The sequence below is a fragment of the Sulfuricurvum kujiense DSM 16994 genome (genome assembly GCF_000183725.1).
GTDB classification, from domain to species: Bacteria; Campylobacterota; Campylobacteria; order Campylobacterales; family Sulfurimonadaceae; genus Sulfuricurvum; species Sulfuricurvum kujiense.
The window spans coordinates 2,212,995-2,227,779 of sequence record NC_014762.1; the positions used below are offsets into that span (position 1 = coordinate 2,212,995).

At 44.9% G+C, this 14,785-nt stretch carries 13 protein-coding genes; 9 read left to right on the forward strand and 4 right to left on the reverse strand.

The window, feature by feature from the left end; genetic code table 11:
- Positions 1 to 57 precede the first annotated feature (57 nt).
- Positions 58 to 1,488, reverse strand: coding sequence for a type I glutamate--ammonia ligase (gene glnA, locus SULKU_RS11020; protein WP_013461048.1), 1,431 nt, complete (start codon positions 1,486 to 1,488; stop codon positions 58 to 60).
- 72 nt (positions 1,489 to 1,560) lie between these two features.
- Complete coding sequence (locus SULKU_RS11025; protein ID WP_013461049.1) at positions 1,561 to 2,340, reverse strand: histidinol-phosphatase; 780 nt, start codon at positions 2,338 to 2,340, stop codon at positions 1,561 to 1,563.
- Between the two features lie 73 nt (positions 2,341 to 2,413).
- On the opposite strand from SULKU_RS11025, the gene SULKU_RS11030 reads away from it, so the two are divergent.
- The 5 genes from SULKU_RS11030 to SULKU_RS11050 all read left to right on the forward strand — a co-directional run bounded on the left by SULKU_RS11030 (position 2,414) and on the right by SULKU_RS11050 (position 6,594).
- A complete protein-coding gene (locus SULKU_RS11030) occupies positions 2,414 to 3,124 on the forward strand; it encodes a hypothetical protein (protein WP_013461050.1) in 711 nt (236 codons plus the stop codon).
- A 205-nt stretch (positions 3,125 to 3,329) separates the two neighbouring features.
- The gene (locus SULKU_RS11035) at positions 3,330 to 4,661 is read left to right on the forward strand and encodes a peptidase U32 family protein (protein ID WP_013461051.1); all 1,332 of its coding nucleotides are present in this window, start codon (positions 3,330 to 3,332) and stop codon (positions 4,659 to 4,661) included.
- Positions 4,662 to 4,733: 72 nt separating this feature from the next.
- Positions 4,734 to 5,228, forward strand: a complete 495-nt coding sequence (purE, locus tag SULKU_RS11040; protein WP_013461052.1) for a 5-(carboxyamino)imidazole ribonucleotide mutase — start codon at positions 4,734 to 4,736, stop codon at positions 5,226 to 5,228.
- 38 nt (positions 5,229 to 5,266) lie between these two features.
- Positions 5,267 to 5,740: a DUF3972 domain-containing protein gene (locus tag SULKU_RS11045; RefSeq protein ID WP_013461053.1), complete on the forward strand. Its 474-nt coding sequence runs from the start codon at positions 5,267 to 5,269 to the stop codon at positions 5,738 to 5,740.
- On the forward strand, positions 5,737 to 6,594 hold the full coding sequence (locus SULKU_RS11050; RefSeq protein ID WP_013461054.1) for a damage-control phosphatase ARMT1 family protein: 858 nt from the start codon (positions 5,737 to 5,739) through the stop codon (positions 6,592 to 6,594). The genes SULKU_RS11045 and SULKU_RS11050 overlap by 4 nt, the downstream gene beginning before the upstream one ends.
- Here SULKU_RS11050 and SULKU_RS11055 read toward each other — a convergent pair.
- Complete coding sequence (locus SULKU_RS11055) at positions 6,591 to 8,855, reverse strand: transporter substrate-binding domain-containing diguanylate cyclase (protein WP_013461055.1); 2,265 nt, start codon at positions 8,853 to 8,855, stop codon at positions 6,591 to 6,593. The genes SULKU_RS11050 and SULKU_RS11055 overlap by 4 nt on opposite strands.
- Before the next feature lie 104 nt (positions 8,856 to 8,959).
- Here SULKU_RS11055 and glyQ point away from each other — a divergent pair, with 104 nt between their 5' ends.
- The 3 genes from glyQ (at position 8,960) to SULKU_RS11070 (ending at position 13,234) form a co-directional block, all read left to right on the forward strand.
- Positions 8,960 to 9,841, forward strand: a complete 882-nt coding sequence (gene glyQ, locus SULKU_RS11060; protein ID WP_013461056.1) for a glycine--tRNA ligase subunit alpha — start codon at positions 8,960 to 8,962, stop codon at positions 9,839 to 9,841.
- Between the two features lie 61 nt (positions 9,842 to 9,902).
- Positions 9,903 to 12,143 carry an AAA family ATPase gene (locus tag SULKU_RS11065; RefSeq protein WP_013461057.1) on the forward strand — a complete coding sequence of 747 codons (2,241 nt, stop codon included), beginning with the start codon at positions 9,903 to 9,905 and terminating at the stop codon, positions 12,141 to 12,143.
- Positions 12,144 to 12,214: 71 nt separating this feature from the next.
- Entirely contained in the window at positions 12,215 to 13,234 is a 1,020-nt protein-coding gene (locus tag SULKU_RS11070; RefSeq protein ID WP_013461058.1) for a cytochrome-c peroxidase, read from the forward strand.
- A 39-nt stretch (positions 13,235 to 13,273) separates the two neighbouring features.
- Here SULKU_RS11070 and SULKU_RS11075 read toward each other — a convergent pair whose 3' ends face one another.
- Positions 13,274 to 13,954 carry a L,D-transpeptidase family protein gene (locus SULKU_RS11075; RefSeq protein WP_013461059.1) on the reverse strand — a complete coding sequence of 227 codons (681 nt, stop codon included), beginning with the start codon at positions 13,952 to 13,954 and terminating at the stop codon, positions 13,274 to 13,276.
- 69 nt (positions 13,955 to 14,023) lie between these two features.
- On the opposite strand from SULKU_RS11075, the gene SULKU_RS11080 reads away from it, so the two are divergent.
- Positions 14,024 to 14,647, forward strand: coding sequence for a hypothetical protein (locus tag SULKU_RS11080; RefSeq protein ID WP_013461060.1), 624 nt, complete (start codon positions 14,024 to 14,026; stop codon positions 14,645 to 14,647).
- Positions 14,648 to 14,785 lie beyond the last annotated feature (138 nt).

Sequence of the window (14,785 nt, forward strand, 5' to 3'; positions counted from 1 at the left end):
AATTATGTATTAGTGAGTGAAGAAAAAGTGTGCAGGGCTTTCACCCCGCACGGAAGATTAACAAGAGTAAGTAGATTTGAATTCGAATGCAGTAGGACGAGCTTCGTCAGGCCATACTTGTGTTTCGAATTTGTAGTTTTGGTATGTATCCAAAAATTCAGGAGTCATAACTGGTTGCAAGAAAGCGTTATCACGGATCAATGCTTCCAACGCACCGCGCAATGTGTGTGGCATTTGTGGAATACCTTTTTCACGGATTTCATTCAAAGAAAGTTCGAACAAATCTTCATCCATCGGTCCAACCGGTACCATTTTGTTTTTGATACCGTCAAGTCCCGCTAGCAACATTGCAGTAAACGCAAGGTATGGGCATGACGTAGAATCCGGGAAACGCATTTCAATACGTGTCGCTTTTTCACCCGCACCGTAAGGAACACGGCAAGAAGCTGAACGGTTTTGGCTTGAATACGTCAAGATTGAAGGTGCTTCGAATCCAGGGATAAGACGTTTATATGAGTTAGTTGACGGATTAGTGAACGCTGCAACTGCACGCGCGTGAGCAAAAATACCGCCAACGTAGTGAAGTGCTGTTTCAGACAAGTTGCTGTAACCACCCTCTTTATAGAATGTGTTTTTGCCGTCTTTCCAGATAGATTGGTGAACGTGCATACCGTTTCCGTTGTCTCCGTAAAGCGGTTTAGGCATGAATGTAACTGTTTTACCGTTAAGGTGAGCAACCATTTTGATAACGTATTTAAGTTTTTGAACATTGTCAGCCGCTTCAACCAATGTTCCGAAAACAACACCGATTTCCCCTTGTCCTTGTGCAACTTCATGGTGACCGAGAACAACTTCAAGACCGACTTGTTCCAATACCAACATCATCTCTGCACGTAGATCAACCATAGTGTCAATCGGAGCTACCGGGAAGTAACCCCCTTTAGTACGTGGACGGTGACCTGTGTTGAATCCGTCTTTGAAATCTTTCCCATCATTCCATGCACCCTCTTCGGTATCAACTTCATAGTATGAGCAGTTTACTTCGTCACGGATTTTTACATCGTCGAATACAAAGAATTCATTTTCAGGTCCGAAATAGGCAACATCACCTACACCGGCATTTGCAAGGTGCTCAAGCGCTTTTTTAGCGATTGCACGCGGGCATTTTTCATACGCTTGACCTTTGTAAATGTCATAAACGTCACAGAATACGATAATGGTCGGATCAGCGGTAAAAGGATCCATGAATGCTGATGGAGCATCCGGTTTAAGAAGCATATCTGAACGGTTAATCGGCTGCCATGCATCGATAGATGATCCGTCAAACGGAAGACCGTTTTCAAAATGGCCCGCATTAACGGCGCTCATACGGTAGCTAACGTGATGCCAAGTCCCTTTCATATCGGTGAAACGAAAATCAACGAACTGAACGTCATTCTCTTTACAAAAACTGAAAAACTCGTCGACACTGTTTACGAATTTACCCATGCGAATCTCCTGAAAATAATTAAAGTATCGCAGTATAGCAAAAGTTAACGTTATCTAAAATATTTTGCATGATTAAAATTTAATCATTTCCCGATCCCTCTGGCGATAGAGTGCACATTGACTATATCCGACCGAACGTGCCAATGCCTCAGTCTCCCTACTATACATCCCTACCTGCTCTTTGCAATGGGCATCCGAACCGAATGTAATCGGAATTTCCAATTCGGAAATTGACTCTAACAAAAGAGGAGACGGATACGCTTCTTCAATCGGTTTGCGATACCCGGAAACATTAATTTCTATTGTCATATTTGCTTTTTTGATCGCTTTTAACGCCCCTTCCGCCAATATCCGTATATCTTTAGTCGGCAAGAATTTGAAGACTTTGAGTAAATCCAGATGACCTACGATATCAAATTTTCCGCTGCTAGCCATCGTTTCAATGAGAGCGAAATAGCGTCGGTAAATATCATCAATATCGGCCCCTTCATAACGTCCGATAAACTCCGGATTATCAAATCCCCAATCATCGATAAAATGGACGCTTCCGATTAAATAATCACACTTTCGTCCCCAAACACTCTCATCCATGTACCCCGGAAGATAATCGATCTCATACCCCAATAAGACGGTAATATCTTTAGCATAACGTTCTTGCGCCTCTTTAATCCACGACTCGTACACCTCCATTTGATCAAAGTGCATACGATATTTCGGGTCAAAGTGCATCGGTGCATGATCGGAAAATCCGAAATACTCGGTTTTACACCCAATGGCAGCTTCGACATACTCTGCAACCGTTCCCGTAGCATGATTGCACAGTACCGTATGGTTATGAAGATCGACTTTCATGAATACACCCTAAGAAAAATAATGGTTTTAATGTTATTATAGTGCAATTTTAAATCGTTTGAGGATAGAGATCATGACGCAAGAAGAGTTAGATGCGCTAATGAATGGTGACATAGATTTAGAGGGAGGGTACGAAGAAGAAGCCGAAGTTAATGAAACTCCCGCAGCTTCAGACGAACCGGCCGGTGACGATCCTTATAATGAATTGGATCCGGATAAATACCGTGTTTCCGCCATGCACAGCTGGCCGCCGCCCCCTCCGACCGATGATAATAAAATGGTTCATCAATTGGATGATGTCACTAAAGAGAGCGAACAAAAAGCAACCGAAATTTTTGATCTTATTGAAGGAATCAGCAATGATCTCGGCAAAGGAGAAAAGGATGTTAAAGCACTTCAGGCGATTATTCAAAGCAATCTAGAGCTTTTTACAACGCTAAGTGCAAAATTTCCTCACATTGAAGCGTTCAAAACACAACTATCCGAAAATGAAAAAGCCGCACATGGGCTTAAAGATGTCCTTGATATGCTTCAAAACGGCGGAGATACCATCATGAATATTATGGATATCATGCAGTACCAAGATATCCACCGCCAAAAAATCGAGCGTGTTATCAATGTTATGCGTGCCCTCTCAACTTATATGAATCACCTATTTGCCGGAAAAATTGATGACAGTAAACGGGTCAGCTCTGCCGTTCATCTTCCTGGTGATAATACAACCGAAGATGTCGTCAGCAGCGAAGACATTGAAGCATTGCTGGCTTCATTCGGGCAAAAATAACAGATTGTACTTTTCTTTTTAAAAAAGATAAAGTACCAAAAGAAAAGCGCCCCCTCACCAGAACGCTACCAACCGTTTTGGCACTGCTGCCAACGGTTGGGCTCTTGGTATGGTGTGGGGGCACAGTTAAATTCTTCCTTTTAAATAATACACACCTTTTTTTCGATAAAATTCCCTAAAATATTAATGAATCGAGTAACTCTCTTTGAAAAAAGTCGAACTTCTCTCGCCTGCGGGAAATCTTGAAAAACTCAAAATCGCTATCGATTACGGTGCGGACGCCGTATACGGGGGCGTAAGCCATTTTTCGCTCCGTATCCGCTCAGGTAAAGAGTTCGATCTGGAGAGCTTTAAAGAAGGGATCGACTACGCTCACGCACGAGGGCGAAAAGTCTACGTTACCATCAACGGTTTTCCCTTCAACTCCCAATTAAAATTACTCAAAGAACATATCGCGACGATGGCATCTTTACAACCCGATGCTTTTATCGTGGCGACTCCGGGTGTACTTAAACTGGCTCACCAAATCGCGCCGCATATCCCTCTGCATCTCTCAACACAGGCCAATGTTATGAACGTACTGGATGCGCAGGTTTATTACGACATGGGTGCGCGCCGCATCATCGCCGCACGCGAAATTTCACTCAAAGACCTAGGAGAGATCAAAAAAGAGCTTCCCGATCTGGAGATTGAGGTATTTGTCCACGGATCGATGTGTTTTGCCTACAGCGGACGCTGTCTGATCTCGACCCTGCAAAGCGGACGCGTCCCGAACCGCGGAAGCTGTGCCAATGACTGCCGATTTCCGTATGAGATGTATGCCGCCAATCCTGAAACCGGGACGCTGTTCAAACTCGTCGAAGATGAGGGGATCGGAACCTACATCATGAATTCCAAAGACCTCAATCTAGCATCCCATATCAAAGAGATTTTGGATGCGGGATGCATCGATTCACTGAAAATCGAGGGTCGTACTAAAGCCCCTTACTATGCCGCGGTCACCGCAAAAGTCTACCGCCGTGCCATCGATGATTATTATGAGGGAAAATTTGACGGCGAAGTTTACCAGCGGGAATTGAACACAATGCAAAACCGCGGTTTTACCGATGCCTATCTCATTAACCGCCCTTTCGAAAAAAACGACACCCAAAATCTCGATTTTTCAATGATGATGGGGACACACCAGGTAAGCGGGATTGTCGATGAAGACGGTCTGTTTTTTGAGTGTAAATATAAAACTTTCCCCGAAGATATAATGGAAATACTAACACCCGATGAATCGGTGCTTACGGAGGTGGATAACGAGATTGGGACTATCCGTAAAATTGAAGGGCAATGGACCATTGCATTTAAACAGCTTCTTGCTGAAAACGGCAAAGTATGGGATCAGGTCCACAGCGGAAATCTTAACCGCTTTAAACTGCCCGCTGCACTGCCGGCATTTACTTTTTTCCGTATCCCTGCCACCGAGGACATGGGAACGGTTAAATGTGATACACCCAAGGAGAAAAGTCCCTCCGGACTAGCTAACGCTTAGTTCTTTTCAACAGAGAACTCACGCGCATGTATGCGCTTTTTTCAATCTTAACCAAATCACAGGAGACAATGTATGAAATTCGTATCAATCATTATGGGGAGCAAAAGCGATTTCGATGTTATGAAATCGTGCTCACAAACACTTGAAGAGTTTGGTGTTCAATATGAACTGATCATCTCATCAGCTCACCGAAGTCCGGAACGTACCAAAGACTATATTGCAAAAGCCGAAGCCAAAGGGGCGCAGGTCTTTATCGCGGCAGCCGGAATGGCGGCACATTTGGCGGGTGTATTATCCTCTAAAACCGTCAAACCGATCATTGGTGTTCCGATGAGTGCATCCGCTCTCAACGGTATCGATGCACTCCTCTCTACCGTACAGATGCCCGCGGGTATGCCGGTCGCGACCGTCGCCATCGGTAAAGCCGGAGCGATCAATTCTGCCTATCTTGCAATGCAAATCCTTGCATTGAACAATGAAGAGCTAAGTATGAAGCTCCAAGAGGACCGTATCGCAAAAGCAAAAAAAGTGGAAATGGATTCACTAGAAATTGAGACAATTTTATAAGTTTTGCTATAATGTTTAAAATTTGAAGGCGGTGGAAGATGCAAGGGTGGATGAGTATTGATGACTACGCTCAAATGACAAACATGGATCGCAGTGCTGTTGAAGCCTTAATCGTACGTGGAAAGCTCACTACTCTCATCGAAGACGGAGAAGTTATCATCGATCCCGGTCAAGGGATGGAAGGTATCGTCCCCGCAACCTTGCAAGAGCTTAGTGCATCCGAAGCGGATGTCACACTGGGTGCTAATTTTGTTGAAAAAACAATCGGTACCATCATCAACCTTCATGAAAAAGTGCTGGTTGCCAAAGAAGAGACCATTGAATCAATCAAAAATGAGAACGAATTTCTCAAAGAAGCCCTTGCATCACTTCAAGAGCTTTACGAAGAAGATCGAAATACCATTGCTACCCTTACCGAACAGCTCAAACTTTCGCAACAGGAAGTTGAATTCATGCGCCGTAAATACAAACTGATGTGGGGCAAAGTCATCGACGATCACGCATCACAATGACCATACAGCAAGAATGTATCGGGTGCATCGTTGCCCAAAGTCACCGAGTTTGCGAGGCAATTCATGCCGATGCGGCGCTCAAAGAAAAAATTGTCAACCACGTCGAAACTGCACTTCAAAATGCCGATTTTACCCTTTCCCCTCCCGTAGTCGCCGCACCGCTGTATGAAAAAATGGCAGAATTTGCCCGAACGGATGATTTATACAAAGAGCAAAAACAACATGCGACTCTTCAAGCTAAAACCTACATCCCTTTTTTGAAAGAAACAATCCAGAACAGTGATGATCCGTTTATAGCTGCTCTTAAAACAGCGGTAGTAGGGAATGTTATCGATCTCGCCGCAGAGGTCAGTTTCGATCTTCATGACGCCATCTCTTCCGTATTCACCATACCGTTTGGACATAATGATTCCGAGGTGTTGCGACACACCCTAGATAGTGCGAATACACTGCTTTATATCGGTGACAATGCGGGAGAACATATCTTCGATGCACTCACCATCGAGTCGCTCCAAAACCTTTATCCTCAACTCTCAATCACCTATGCGGTGCGGGGAAATCCGATTATCAACGATGTGACATTAAGCGAAGCCGGCGAAGCGGGAATCGAAAAAATTTGCTCTGTGATGGACAGCGGTGTTCCTACACCCGGATTTGTCTATGACCTCGCCTCGGAAGAAGCAAAAAGAGTGTTTGATACCGTTGACATCGTGTTAGCCAAAGGGATGGGAAATTACGAGTGCATGACGCCTCAACAACGGAATAAAATCTGCTTTTTACTGAAAGTCAAATGCTCTGTCGTCGCGCGCTCACTCAATCGTGAAATAGGAGATATCGTCTGTAAATTCTCCTAAGCCAGACAAACTCGGTTCCGACCCTCTTCTTTTGCACGGTACAAGGCACTATCGGCACGCCCTACAATGTTTTCGATACGATCCCCTTCCCGGCTTTCACTGATCCCGAAACTGCATGTCATCGTATGGATGTAAGGGAAATCGTTTCGCTCGATAACCGACTGAATTTTTTCGGCCAGCTGTTTCCCCCCCTCGCTAGTCGTTTCGGGACAAATAATCATAAACTCTTCCCCCCCCCATCGTCCCACCATATCGATACTGCGGATATTGTCACTCAATATTTTGGAAATATTGACCAATGTTTTATCCCCGATCAAATGGCCGTAGGTATCATTCACCCGTTTAAAATAATCCAAGTCAATAATAATGACCGAAAAATGGCGCCCCGTACGCTGATAAAACTGATGACATTCGGCTAATTTTTCATCCAGACGGATTCGGTTTACCAGCCCTGTCAATGGATCGGTCGTAGCCATTTTCAAAAGCCGTTTATGGTATTTCCCCATCTCAAACTGCCGATAGATAAAAATGGAAATTATGAATAAAGCACCCACTGTAATACCGTATACCCATCCATAATCGACCCGATCTTCATAGGTAATCGCAATATAGCGGTTCAAAATTCTCTGGCGTTCTGCCGGCGTAATCGAATCGATCGCTTTATCTACAACGGTTTTGAGTTCCGGATAATCGTTTCGTATCATCATCCGAACGTCAAAGACAAACTCAGTTGTTCCAGAAATTTTTAGATCAATATGATGATCGGCATTAATGAGATAAGCAACAACGGGGAGGATATCAACGACAGCGTCGACGCGATCCGAACTTAGCAATTTCAGGGCTTCACGTGTATCTTCTGTGCTGACAATGGTTATATTCGGATATTTCGATGCAATCGCTTCCTCAAAGCTATACCCTTTGCCGATGGCTACCCGCTTCCCATTAAGCGCCTCTAACCCCGGAAGAAAATCGATAGTTTTATTAGTGACGATGACATTCGGAAAAGAGGCGTACGGTTTTGAAAACAGAGCATACGGCTCTTTGTCTTTCGAGAGTGATGTGCCTAATGTAATATCGGCCGATTTGGTTTTAATCGCATCCAAAACGGCTGCCCATGTCGGCGAAGAAATATATGAACTCTTCATACCGGTTCGTTCTACGATCAATTGCCAAAAATCAATCGCAATCCCCTGAAGCTTCGTACCGTTGCTTTCTGTACTAAAATTAAAAGGGGGCCATGCCGCTGTCGAAGTGTAGCGGATAGTGTTCATATGTAAAAATGAACGTTCGTCAACTCTCATGGGTACCGTTTGGCGTGAATTATCGTTATACACGAATCCCTCCAGACGTTTGTCGTTTTGAGGCAATCCCATAACCCGGTAAATATCCGATATTCGATAAAATTTATCAACTGCCATCGAACCCAACGGGCTGTTACCGCGATACGCCAACTCTTTTAGCACCTGCCCCTCATAAATGAGACTCTCCAACGATTTGTTTTGAGCGTTGTAACGTTCACGGATCATCTGTGCCGTTTCAGGTATGTGTTCAAAAGCGTATTCCCACCCTTTTAATGTCGCATCCACAAATGCGCGTACCCGTTTGGGGTGATTACGGACTTCAGTTTCTGACGTAAACAAAATATCGCTGTAAAAATCAAATCCATACGCTTCGGGATTAATGGCATTCGTCTCAATCCCATGTTCTTTGAGAACAAACGGCTCATTGGAAATATAACAGGCCATGACATCCGTTTTACCGTTGGCGATATCAAGGGGATTATAACTGTGTTCCAAAAACTTTATTTTATCTATTCCGATATTTTGCGAATTGAGCATGGCGCGAATCGTAATCGTATCCTGGAAATCTTTGGTCATCATGATCCGCTTGCCGATCAAATCATGCGGAGTTTGAATATCAGAAGATTTTTTTGAGAGAAGAACAAAGGGGGAACTTTGAAAAATTGCGGCTAAAGCAACAATATCTTTCCCTTCCATCCGATCGACCAAAAGTGAAGAGCGCCCGATCCCGTACGTGCTTCTTCCGGATATTACCTCATCAACGGCAAGTTTTTTGGGATCGAACTTTTGAATGGTGACATCCAGTCCGGCATCTTTGTAAAACCCTTTCTCTTTGGCAATATAATATCCGGCAAATTGAAACTGATCCGCCCACTGCAATTTGACGGAAACTTTCTCCATCGGAAACTGGGCGTAAAGAGCCGTGAAGCATAAAAATAACAAAATAAAATAGTGCTTCATTTTTTTCCTCTATTAATTCCTCTTATAATAGAATGCTTTCCTTTAAGAAACCCTTTGGATGAGGCTTTTTGGTATAATAACGCAATTTATTAGATGGGACAGTTATGATTACGTTTGGTGACATGCTTTTAAAACTTCAACAATTTTGGAATGATCAAGGGTGCGCAATCGTACAGCCTTACGATATAGCCGCGGGGGCGGGAACCTTTCATCCTGCTACCTTTCTGCGCTCACTCGATTCACAGCCGTGGTCGGTCGCCTATGTTGCACCGAGCCGCCGTCCGACAGACGGCCGCTACGGTGAAAATCCAAACCGTTTGGGAAGCTATTATCAGTTTCAGGTGCTCATTAAACCGAGCCCTGAAAATATCCAAGAGCTTTATCTCAAAAGTCTCGAATACCTGGGGCTCAATCTGAAAGACCACGATATCCGTTTTGTCGAAGACAACTGGGAATCTCCGACTCTCGGTGCCTGGGGGCTTGGATGGGAAGTATGGCTAAACGGGATGGAAGTGACCCAGTTTACCTATTTTCAGCAGGTCGGCGGCGTCAGCTGCGATCCCGTAGCCGTTGAGATCACCTACGGAACGGAACGTCTTGCAATGTATCTTCAGGGAGTTGATACTGTATTTGATATCGTGTGGAGCGAAAACAAATTCGGCAAAACCCTTTATCGAGATATTCATAAAGAGGGTGAGATCGAGTTTAGCAAGTACAACTTCGAAATTGCCGATACCGCGATGCTCTTTGCCGAATTCGAAGCCAAAGCAGCCGAATGCAAACGCTGCCTTGACGCCGAGCTTCCCCTTCCGGCATACGATCTGTGCATGATGGCGTCTCACACGTTTAATACTCTTGATGCACGCAAAGCGATCTCGGTCACCGAACGGGCAAACTATATCCTAAAAATTCGAGAGTTGGCCAAAGGCTGTGCGGAACTCTATAAATCACAAGAAGAGGCAAGAAACCTCCGCGTCAAAGCATAACAATGACACCTTCAGGTGTCATAAAACCACTCTTCACATAAATTTCCGCTAAAATCCTCTCATGCAAATACTCATCGGCCAAATCGATCGAATCATTTACCAAAACAACGGCTTTTTTATCGCCGTCCTTAAAAGCGGCGATAAAATCAGCGCCCATTATTACGAAAGTGACGTCGATCATCTCGCAAACGCCGCAGTCACTCTCAAAGGCTCATGGGAAGAACATCGCCAACACGGGCGGACATTTAAAGCCCATACGCTGATCGTTAACCAAAACGAACTCTTCTTTTTTCTTAATCGTGTCGTCAAGGGATTTACCAAAAAGCTTACGGCCGAATTGATTGAGAAATACGGTACCGACGGACTCATCGAGATTTTAGACAACGATATTGAGCGTCTAATGGAGATTAAAGGGATGAATGAGAAACGTCTCCTTAAGCTCTCGGACGGATGGAAACAGTTTCGCTCGATGCGTCTGCTCGGAGAGTTTCTAGCCCCTTTCGGCGTTACCCCCGCTTTGCTTCGACTGATCGCAGGAGCAATGAAAGAGATCAAAAATCCTATCGAAGCGATCAAACATAATCCCTACGGATTGATGCGTATCAATGGCATAGGATTTAAAAAAGCCGATGAGATAGCTTTGAATATGGGATTACAAAGCGATGACGAACGTCGTATCCAAGCGGCGATGGAATATACTCTCAGCGAATACTGCGAACAAGAGGGGAACAGCTGTATCGAACGGGGGGCACTGTTTAACAAACTCGATCTGCTCGTATCCCTTGGAGAACATTCCAAATACGGCGAAGCTCTGGAAGATCGTCTCCGTGAAGGGAGCATCACGCTCCTACCTAGTGCAAAACTCTCCCCTACCCGAATTTATGAGGCCGAATTGCTTTTATTAAACGAATTCAGAGGGCGGGGGAAAACTAAGAATGACCCCTTAACCGGTGATCTGGAATCGTTCTTAAAAACCCATTCGCTGAATCTTGGAGAACAGCAGCTTAGTGCACTGGAACTGATCAATCAGGGGAGCGGATTGATTTTTCTTGTCGGATATGCGGGGACGGGAAAAAGTACGACCGCCAAAGCGCTTCTTGATCTTTTGGCGACACGTCATGAGCCGAGTCTCATCATGACGTGTGCCCTGAGCGGTATCGCATCTCAGCGCATTCGTGAACGCAGCGGCTATCAAAGTGCGACGATCCAAAGCCTGCTGGTCAAATTCGAATCTCACGACACGCTTCCTTATCAGGTGATTTTGATTGATGAGGCCTCTATGATCAATTCAACCCTCTTTGCACGTCTCATGGCGAAAATTGAGCGTTCCGCAACCGTCATTATCGTCGGCGACGATGCACAGCTCCCCCCTATCGGAGCCGGAAGCCCCTTAAGCGATGCGATTGCATTGAATCTCGCCCCTGCCGTTATGCTGACTCAGATTTACCGCCAAAGAGAGGGACAAGCGATAGCACTTATCGCCAATGACGTCCGGCAAGGTATTATTCCCCCCTACCAAAAAGAGTATGAAGATTTTACCTTTATCCCGGTAGAGCTCTCCAACCGCCATGCCCTCAAACGCTCTTTGAGCGATGCGGAGTTCGATGATGCGATCCACATCCAAAACAACAATCTCCTAGCCGCTATCGCCGAAGTGACGCTGAAATATCTCCCCCATTCACGTGAAAAGCTCCAAACCAAACAGATACGGGAATACCTAAACGCCTTTCAGGTGATCTCTCCGATGCGCGGCAATACACTCGGAGTCGATAATCTCAATATTCTCCTTCAAGAGTATTTCAACCCCAACGCGAAAAAAAAGATCAAAACATTCAAAGGTGAATTTCGGCTCCACGATAAAGTGGTTCATATTAAAAACGAAAATATCCTCTCCTACACACCCGAAGAGTTTAAAGAGGGAATCGAACCGAGTGAACGGCGAATTTTTAACGGTATGTGCGGGCTCGTATTTCGGCTCGATGAAGATGAGGAACTCTGTTATGTCTTCTACCCCAATGAAGAGTTGATCGTACAGTACAAGTATGAGCAAATCAGCGATTACCTCAATCTCTCATATGCTCTGAGCGTTCATAAAGTACAGGGAATGGAGTATGAGCGTGTCGTAATGGTTATGAGTTTTTCACACCATATAATGCTTAATACCAAACTCCTCTATACGGCACTTACACGTGCAAAAGGGCATTGTATCCTTGTAGGAGAAGGTGGAGCATTTGAGTCGGCATGCAGACGCTTGGAACATACCAAACGTACAACCGTAATGCAGGAATTGCGAACTAACTAAAGGAAAAAGTTTTTCCTTTAGTTAGTTCTGCTACAATTTCAATTCTAATCCATATATCACAAGGATTCACCATGAAGACATTGATTCTCTCTGGCATCGTTGCCACCTCTGTTATGGGTGCTTCACTGATCGATGAAGCTAAAAATGCGGGACTCAAAGCGATCCCTGCAAATCCCAAAGCGGTTGAAAAACTCACTTCCAATCCTAAAAATCCGACTACAGCAGCCAAAGTCGAACTCGGAAAAATGCTCTATTTCGAACCGCGCCTCTCCAAAAGCGGTTTGATCAGCTGTAATACCTGCCACAATCTTGCAATCGGCGGGACAGACGGAATGGCTGCGGCCATCGGACATAAATGGACCTCAAACCCGCACGGCCTCAGTTCGCCGACCGTCTATAACGCCGTATTCTACAGCCAGCAATTCTGGGACGGACGCAGTCCGCACCTCGAAGACCAAGCCCAAGGACCGATCCAGGCAGGACCTGAAATGGCGGCACCGAAAGATTTCGTAACCGGCGTAGTCACTTCAATGCCGCAATACGTTTCCGCATTCCAGAGCGCATACGGCAAAGATATCAAAATCACGTTTGAAAAAATCGCCGATACGATCGCCGTATTCGAACGTACGCTCGTAACACCCTCACGCTACGATGCATTCCTCAACGGAAACAAAAAAGCACTTACACAAGCTGAGCAAAAAGGGCTTAAAACTTTTATCGACAAAGGGTGTGCAACGTGTCATAACGATATCGCTCTGGGCGGAACCATGCAGGCTTTCGGTGTTGTCGCTCCATACAAATATATGAATGTAGGCGATTTCAAAGGGGACAAAAACGGCATGGTCCGTGTACCGACATTGCGTAACGTTACCCAAAGCGCACCGTATTTCCACAACGGCCAAATCGCAACACTCCCTGAAGCGATCAAAGAGATGGGGCGCATCCAACTCGGTGTTAATTTGAACGACGAAGAAGTGACATCGATCCAAACGTTCTTACAATCACTTGAAGGAAAAAAACCGACCATCGTCTATCCGATGCTTCCCGCATCAACGGAAAAAACACCTAAAGTCGACGTTGTAAACAACTAATTTAGAATGCCTAAGGGAGCAAAGCTCCCTTTAGCTACGCTAATTACACTCTATTCCCTCAAATTCTTTTTTATATTTCCGACATTCACTTTTTAGTATTTGAAGCAACTGCGGTTTTTTAACAGGATCCAGCCATTGAAGCAATTCACGAAGCGGCGCTTCATCCATTGCCGTGCATCCGGATGTGGGACGTTTGTCGGAATGATTCAGATGGATAAAAATACATGATCCCCGCCCGCTTTGAGCCGATACGTTATATCCGACTACCGCACCGTAGCGATAAACGCCGTCAGACCGGCGCATGACTTCATAACTTGCCGGAAGTGAACTTTTGTCATAAATTCGGAGTATTTTGTTATAGCGCGAATCGTTGACGTCGTCAACACAATAGAGATTTTCATCCGCATACCAATATGGAAGTTTAAACGTCGTGTTTTGGTCGTATCCAAAAGCAGCTATCAGCGGAAACAGACCCGCCGGTGAACGCCCGTCCCCCTCATTTTTCAAAGGCTCTTTAAATGCAACATAGCCTAAACCGCTTCGCCCGAGGGTAACGGGGATTTTATCACCCACTTTTACCCAGTGGTCCTGCTTCTCATACCTCTGCATCGACGCACTGGTCGCATTGAGTTCAGGTGAAAGAACGACCATTAACTGCTCGGAAGCAACCAGTGATGAAAGAGAAAATGAGGTCAATAGAATAACAATTATTTTCAACATAGCTTCATTCTTAGTTTATTTTAAAGTTAGGTAGTATAGCATATTGAAAATCGCAAGAGTGAGGCAATAATGGCAATAACCGTTCGCAAAGCATCCGAGTCGGATATTGACCTTATTGCACAAGCAATATTAGAAAGTTCACGCAGCGGAAAGAACATAGGATTATTTGATTTGGTGTTCAATACCTCCGATGAAGAACTACTCCTCGGTCATCTTAAACGTTTAGCCCTCACGACGACAAAAAGCTATTGTCACTTTTCCAACTTTTTTATTGCCATGTCGGGCGGAACCAGCGTAGGGACAATTTGCGGATATGAGCCGCGGATCGCAACCCATGAGATTTTTTCCAAAGCGCTCGAAGAGATCGGATTTGATGAAACGTACCACGAACGGATCGCCGCATATCTGCTCTGCGAAGGAGAAGTGGATAACAAAACCTTTGTTCTTGACTTTATGCTCGTAAAACCCGAATTTAAAAGTATTGACGTTTATAAAGAGCTCATCGGTAAAAGTATGCTCACCGCACGCCTCAAAGGGTATCGCAAAGTTCAAACCTCCATCGAAATCGGTTCGGCTGAAAATGAACTCATCTTCAAGAAACTCGGGTTCGAGATGATCGATGAGAAACGGAGCGAATATTATAAAGAGCAGTTTGACCGTGCCGGAATTATGCGCCTGCAAATGTTACTCTAATGTTATACACTAAAATGGGCAAAACCCATTTTAGTGGCAGGGACATATTTGTCCCTTGCAACCCCCTAAAGCTTCCCCCATACTATGTGGGAGATTAAAAAGGACTCCCCATAGAATATGGATTATTAGGGTTACTCC

Bases quoted from the DNA above. Each gene is read 5' to 3' on its own strand.
- glnA (WP_013461048.1), bottom strand. From the start codon at position 1,488: ATGGGTAAATTCGTAAACAGTGTCGACGAGTTTTTCAGTTTTTGTAAA.
- SULKU_RS11025 (WP_013461049.1), bottom strand. From the start codon at position 2,340: ATGAAAGTCGATCTTCATAACCATACGGTACTGTGCAATCATGCTACG.
- SULKU_RS11030 (WP_013461050.1), top strand. From the start codon at position 2,414: ATGACGCAAGAAGAGTTAGATGCGCTAATGAATGGTGACATAGATTTA.
- purE (WP_013461052.1), top strand. From the start codon at position 4,734: ATGAAATTCGTATCAATCATTATGGGGAGCAAAAGCGATTTCGATGTT.
- SULKU_RS11045 (WP_013461053.1), top strand. From the start codon at position 5,267: ATGCAAGGGTGGATGAGTATTGATGACTACGCTCAAATGACAAACATG.
- SULKU_RS11050 (WP_013461054.1), top strand. From the start codon at position 5,737: ATGACCATACAGCAAGAATGTATCGGGTGCATCGTTGCCCAAAGTCAC.
- SULKU_RS11055 (WP_013461055.1), bottom strand. From the start codon at position 8,855: ATGAAGCACTATTTTATTTTGTTATTTTTATGCTTCACGGCTCTTTAC.
- glyQ (WP_013461056.1), top strand. From the start codon at position 8,960: ATGATTACGTTTGGTGACATGCTTTTAAAACTTCAACAATTTTGGAAT.
- SULKU_RS11065 (WP_013461057.1), top strand. From the start codon at position 9,903: ATGCAAATACTCATCGGCCAAATCGATCGAATCATTTACCAAAACAAC.
- SULKU_RS11070 (WP_013461058.1), top strand. From the start codon at position 12,215: ATGAAGACATTGATTCTCTCTGGCATCGTTGCCACCTCTGTTATGGGT.
- SULKU_RS11075 (WP_013461059.1), bottom strand. From the start codon at position 13,954: ATGTTGAAAATAATTGTTATTCTATTGACCTCATTTTCTCTTTCATCA.
- SULKU_RS11080 (WP_013461060.1), top strand. From the start codon at position 14,024: ATGGCAATAACCGTTCGCAAAGCATCCGAGTCGGATATTGACCTTATT.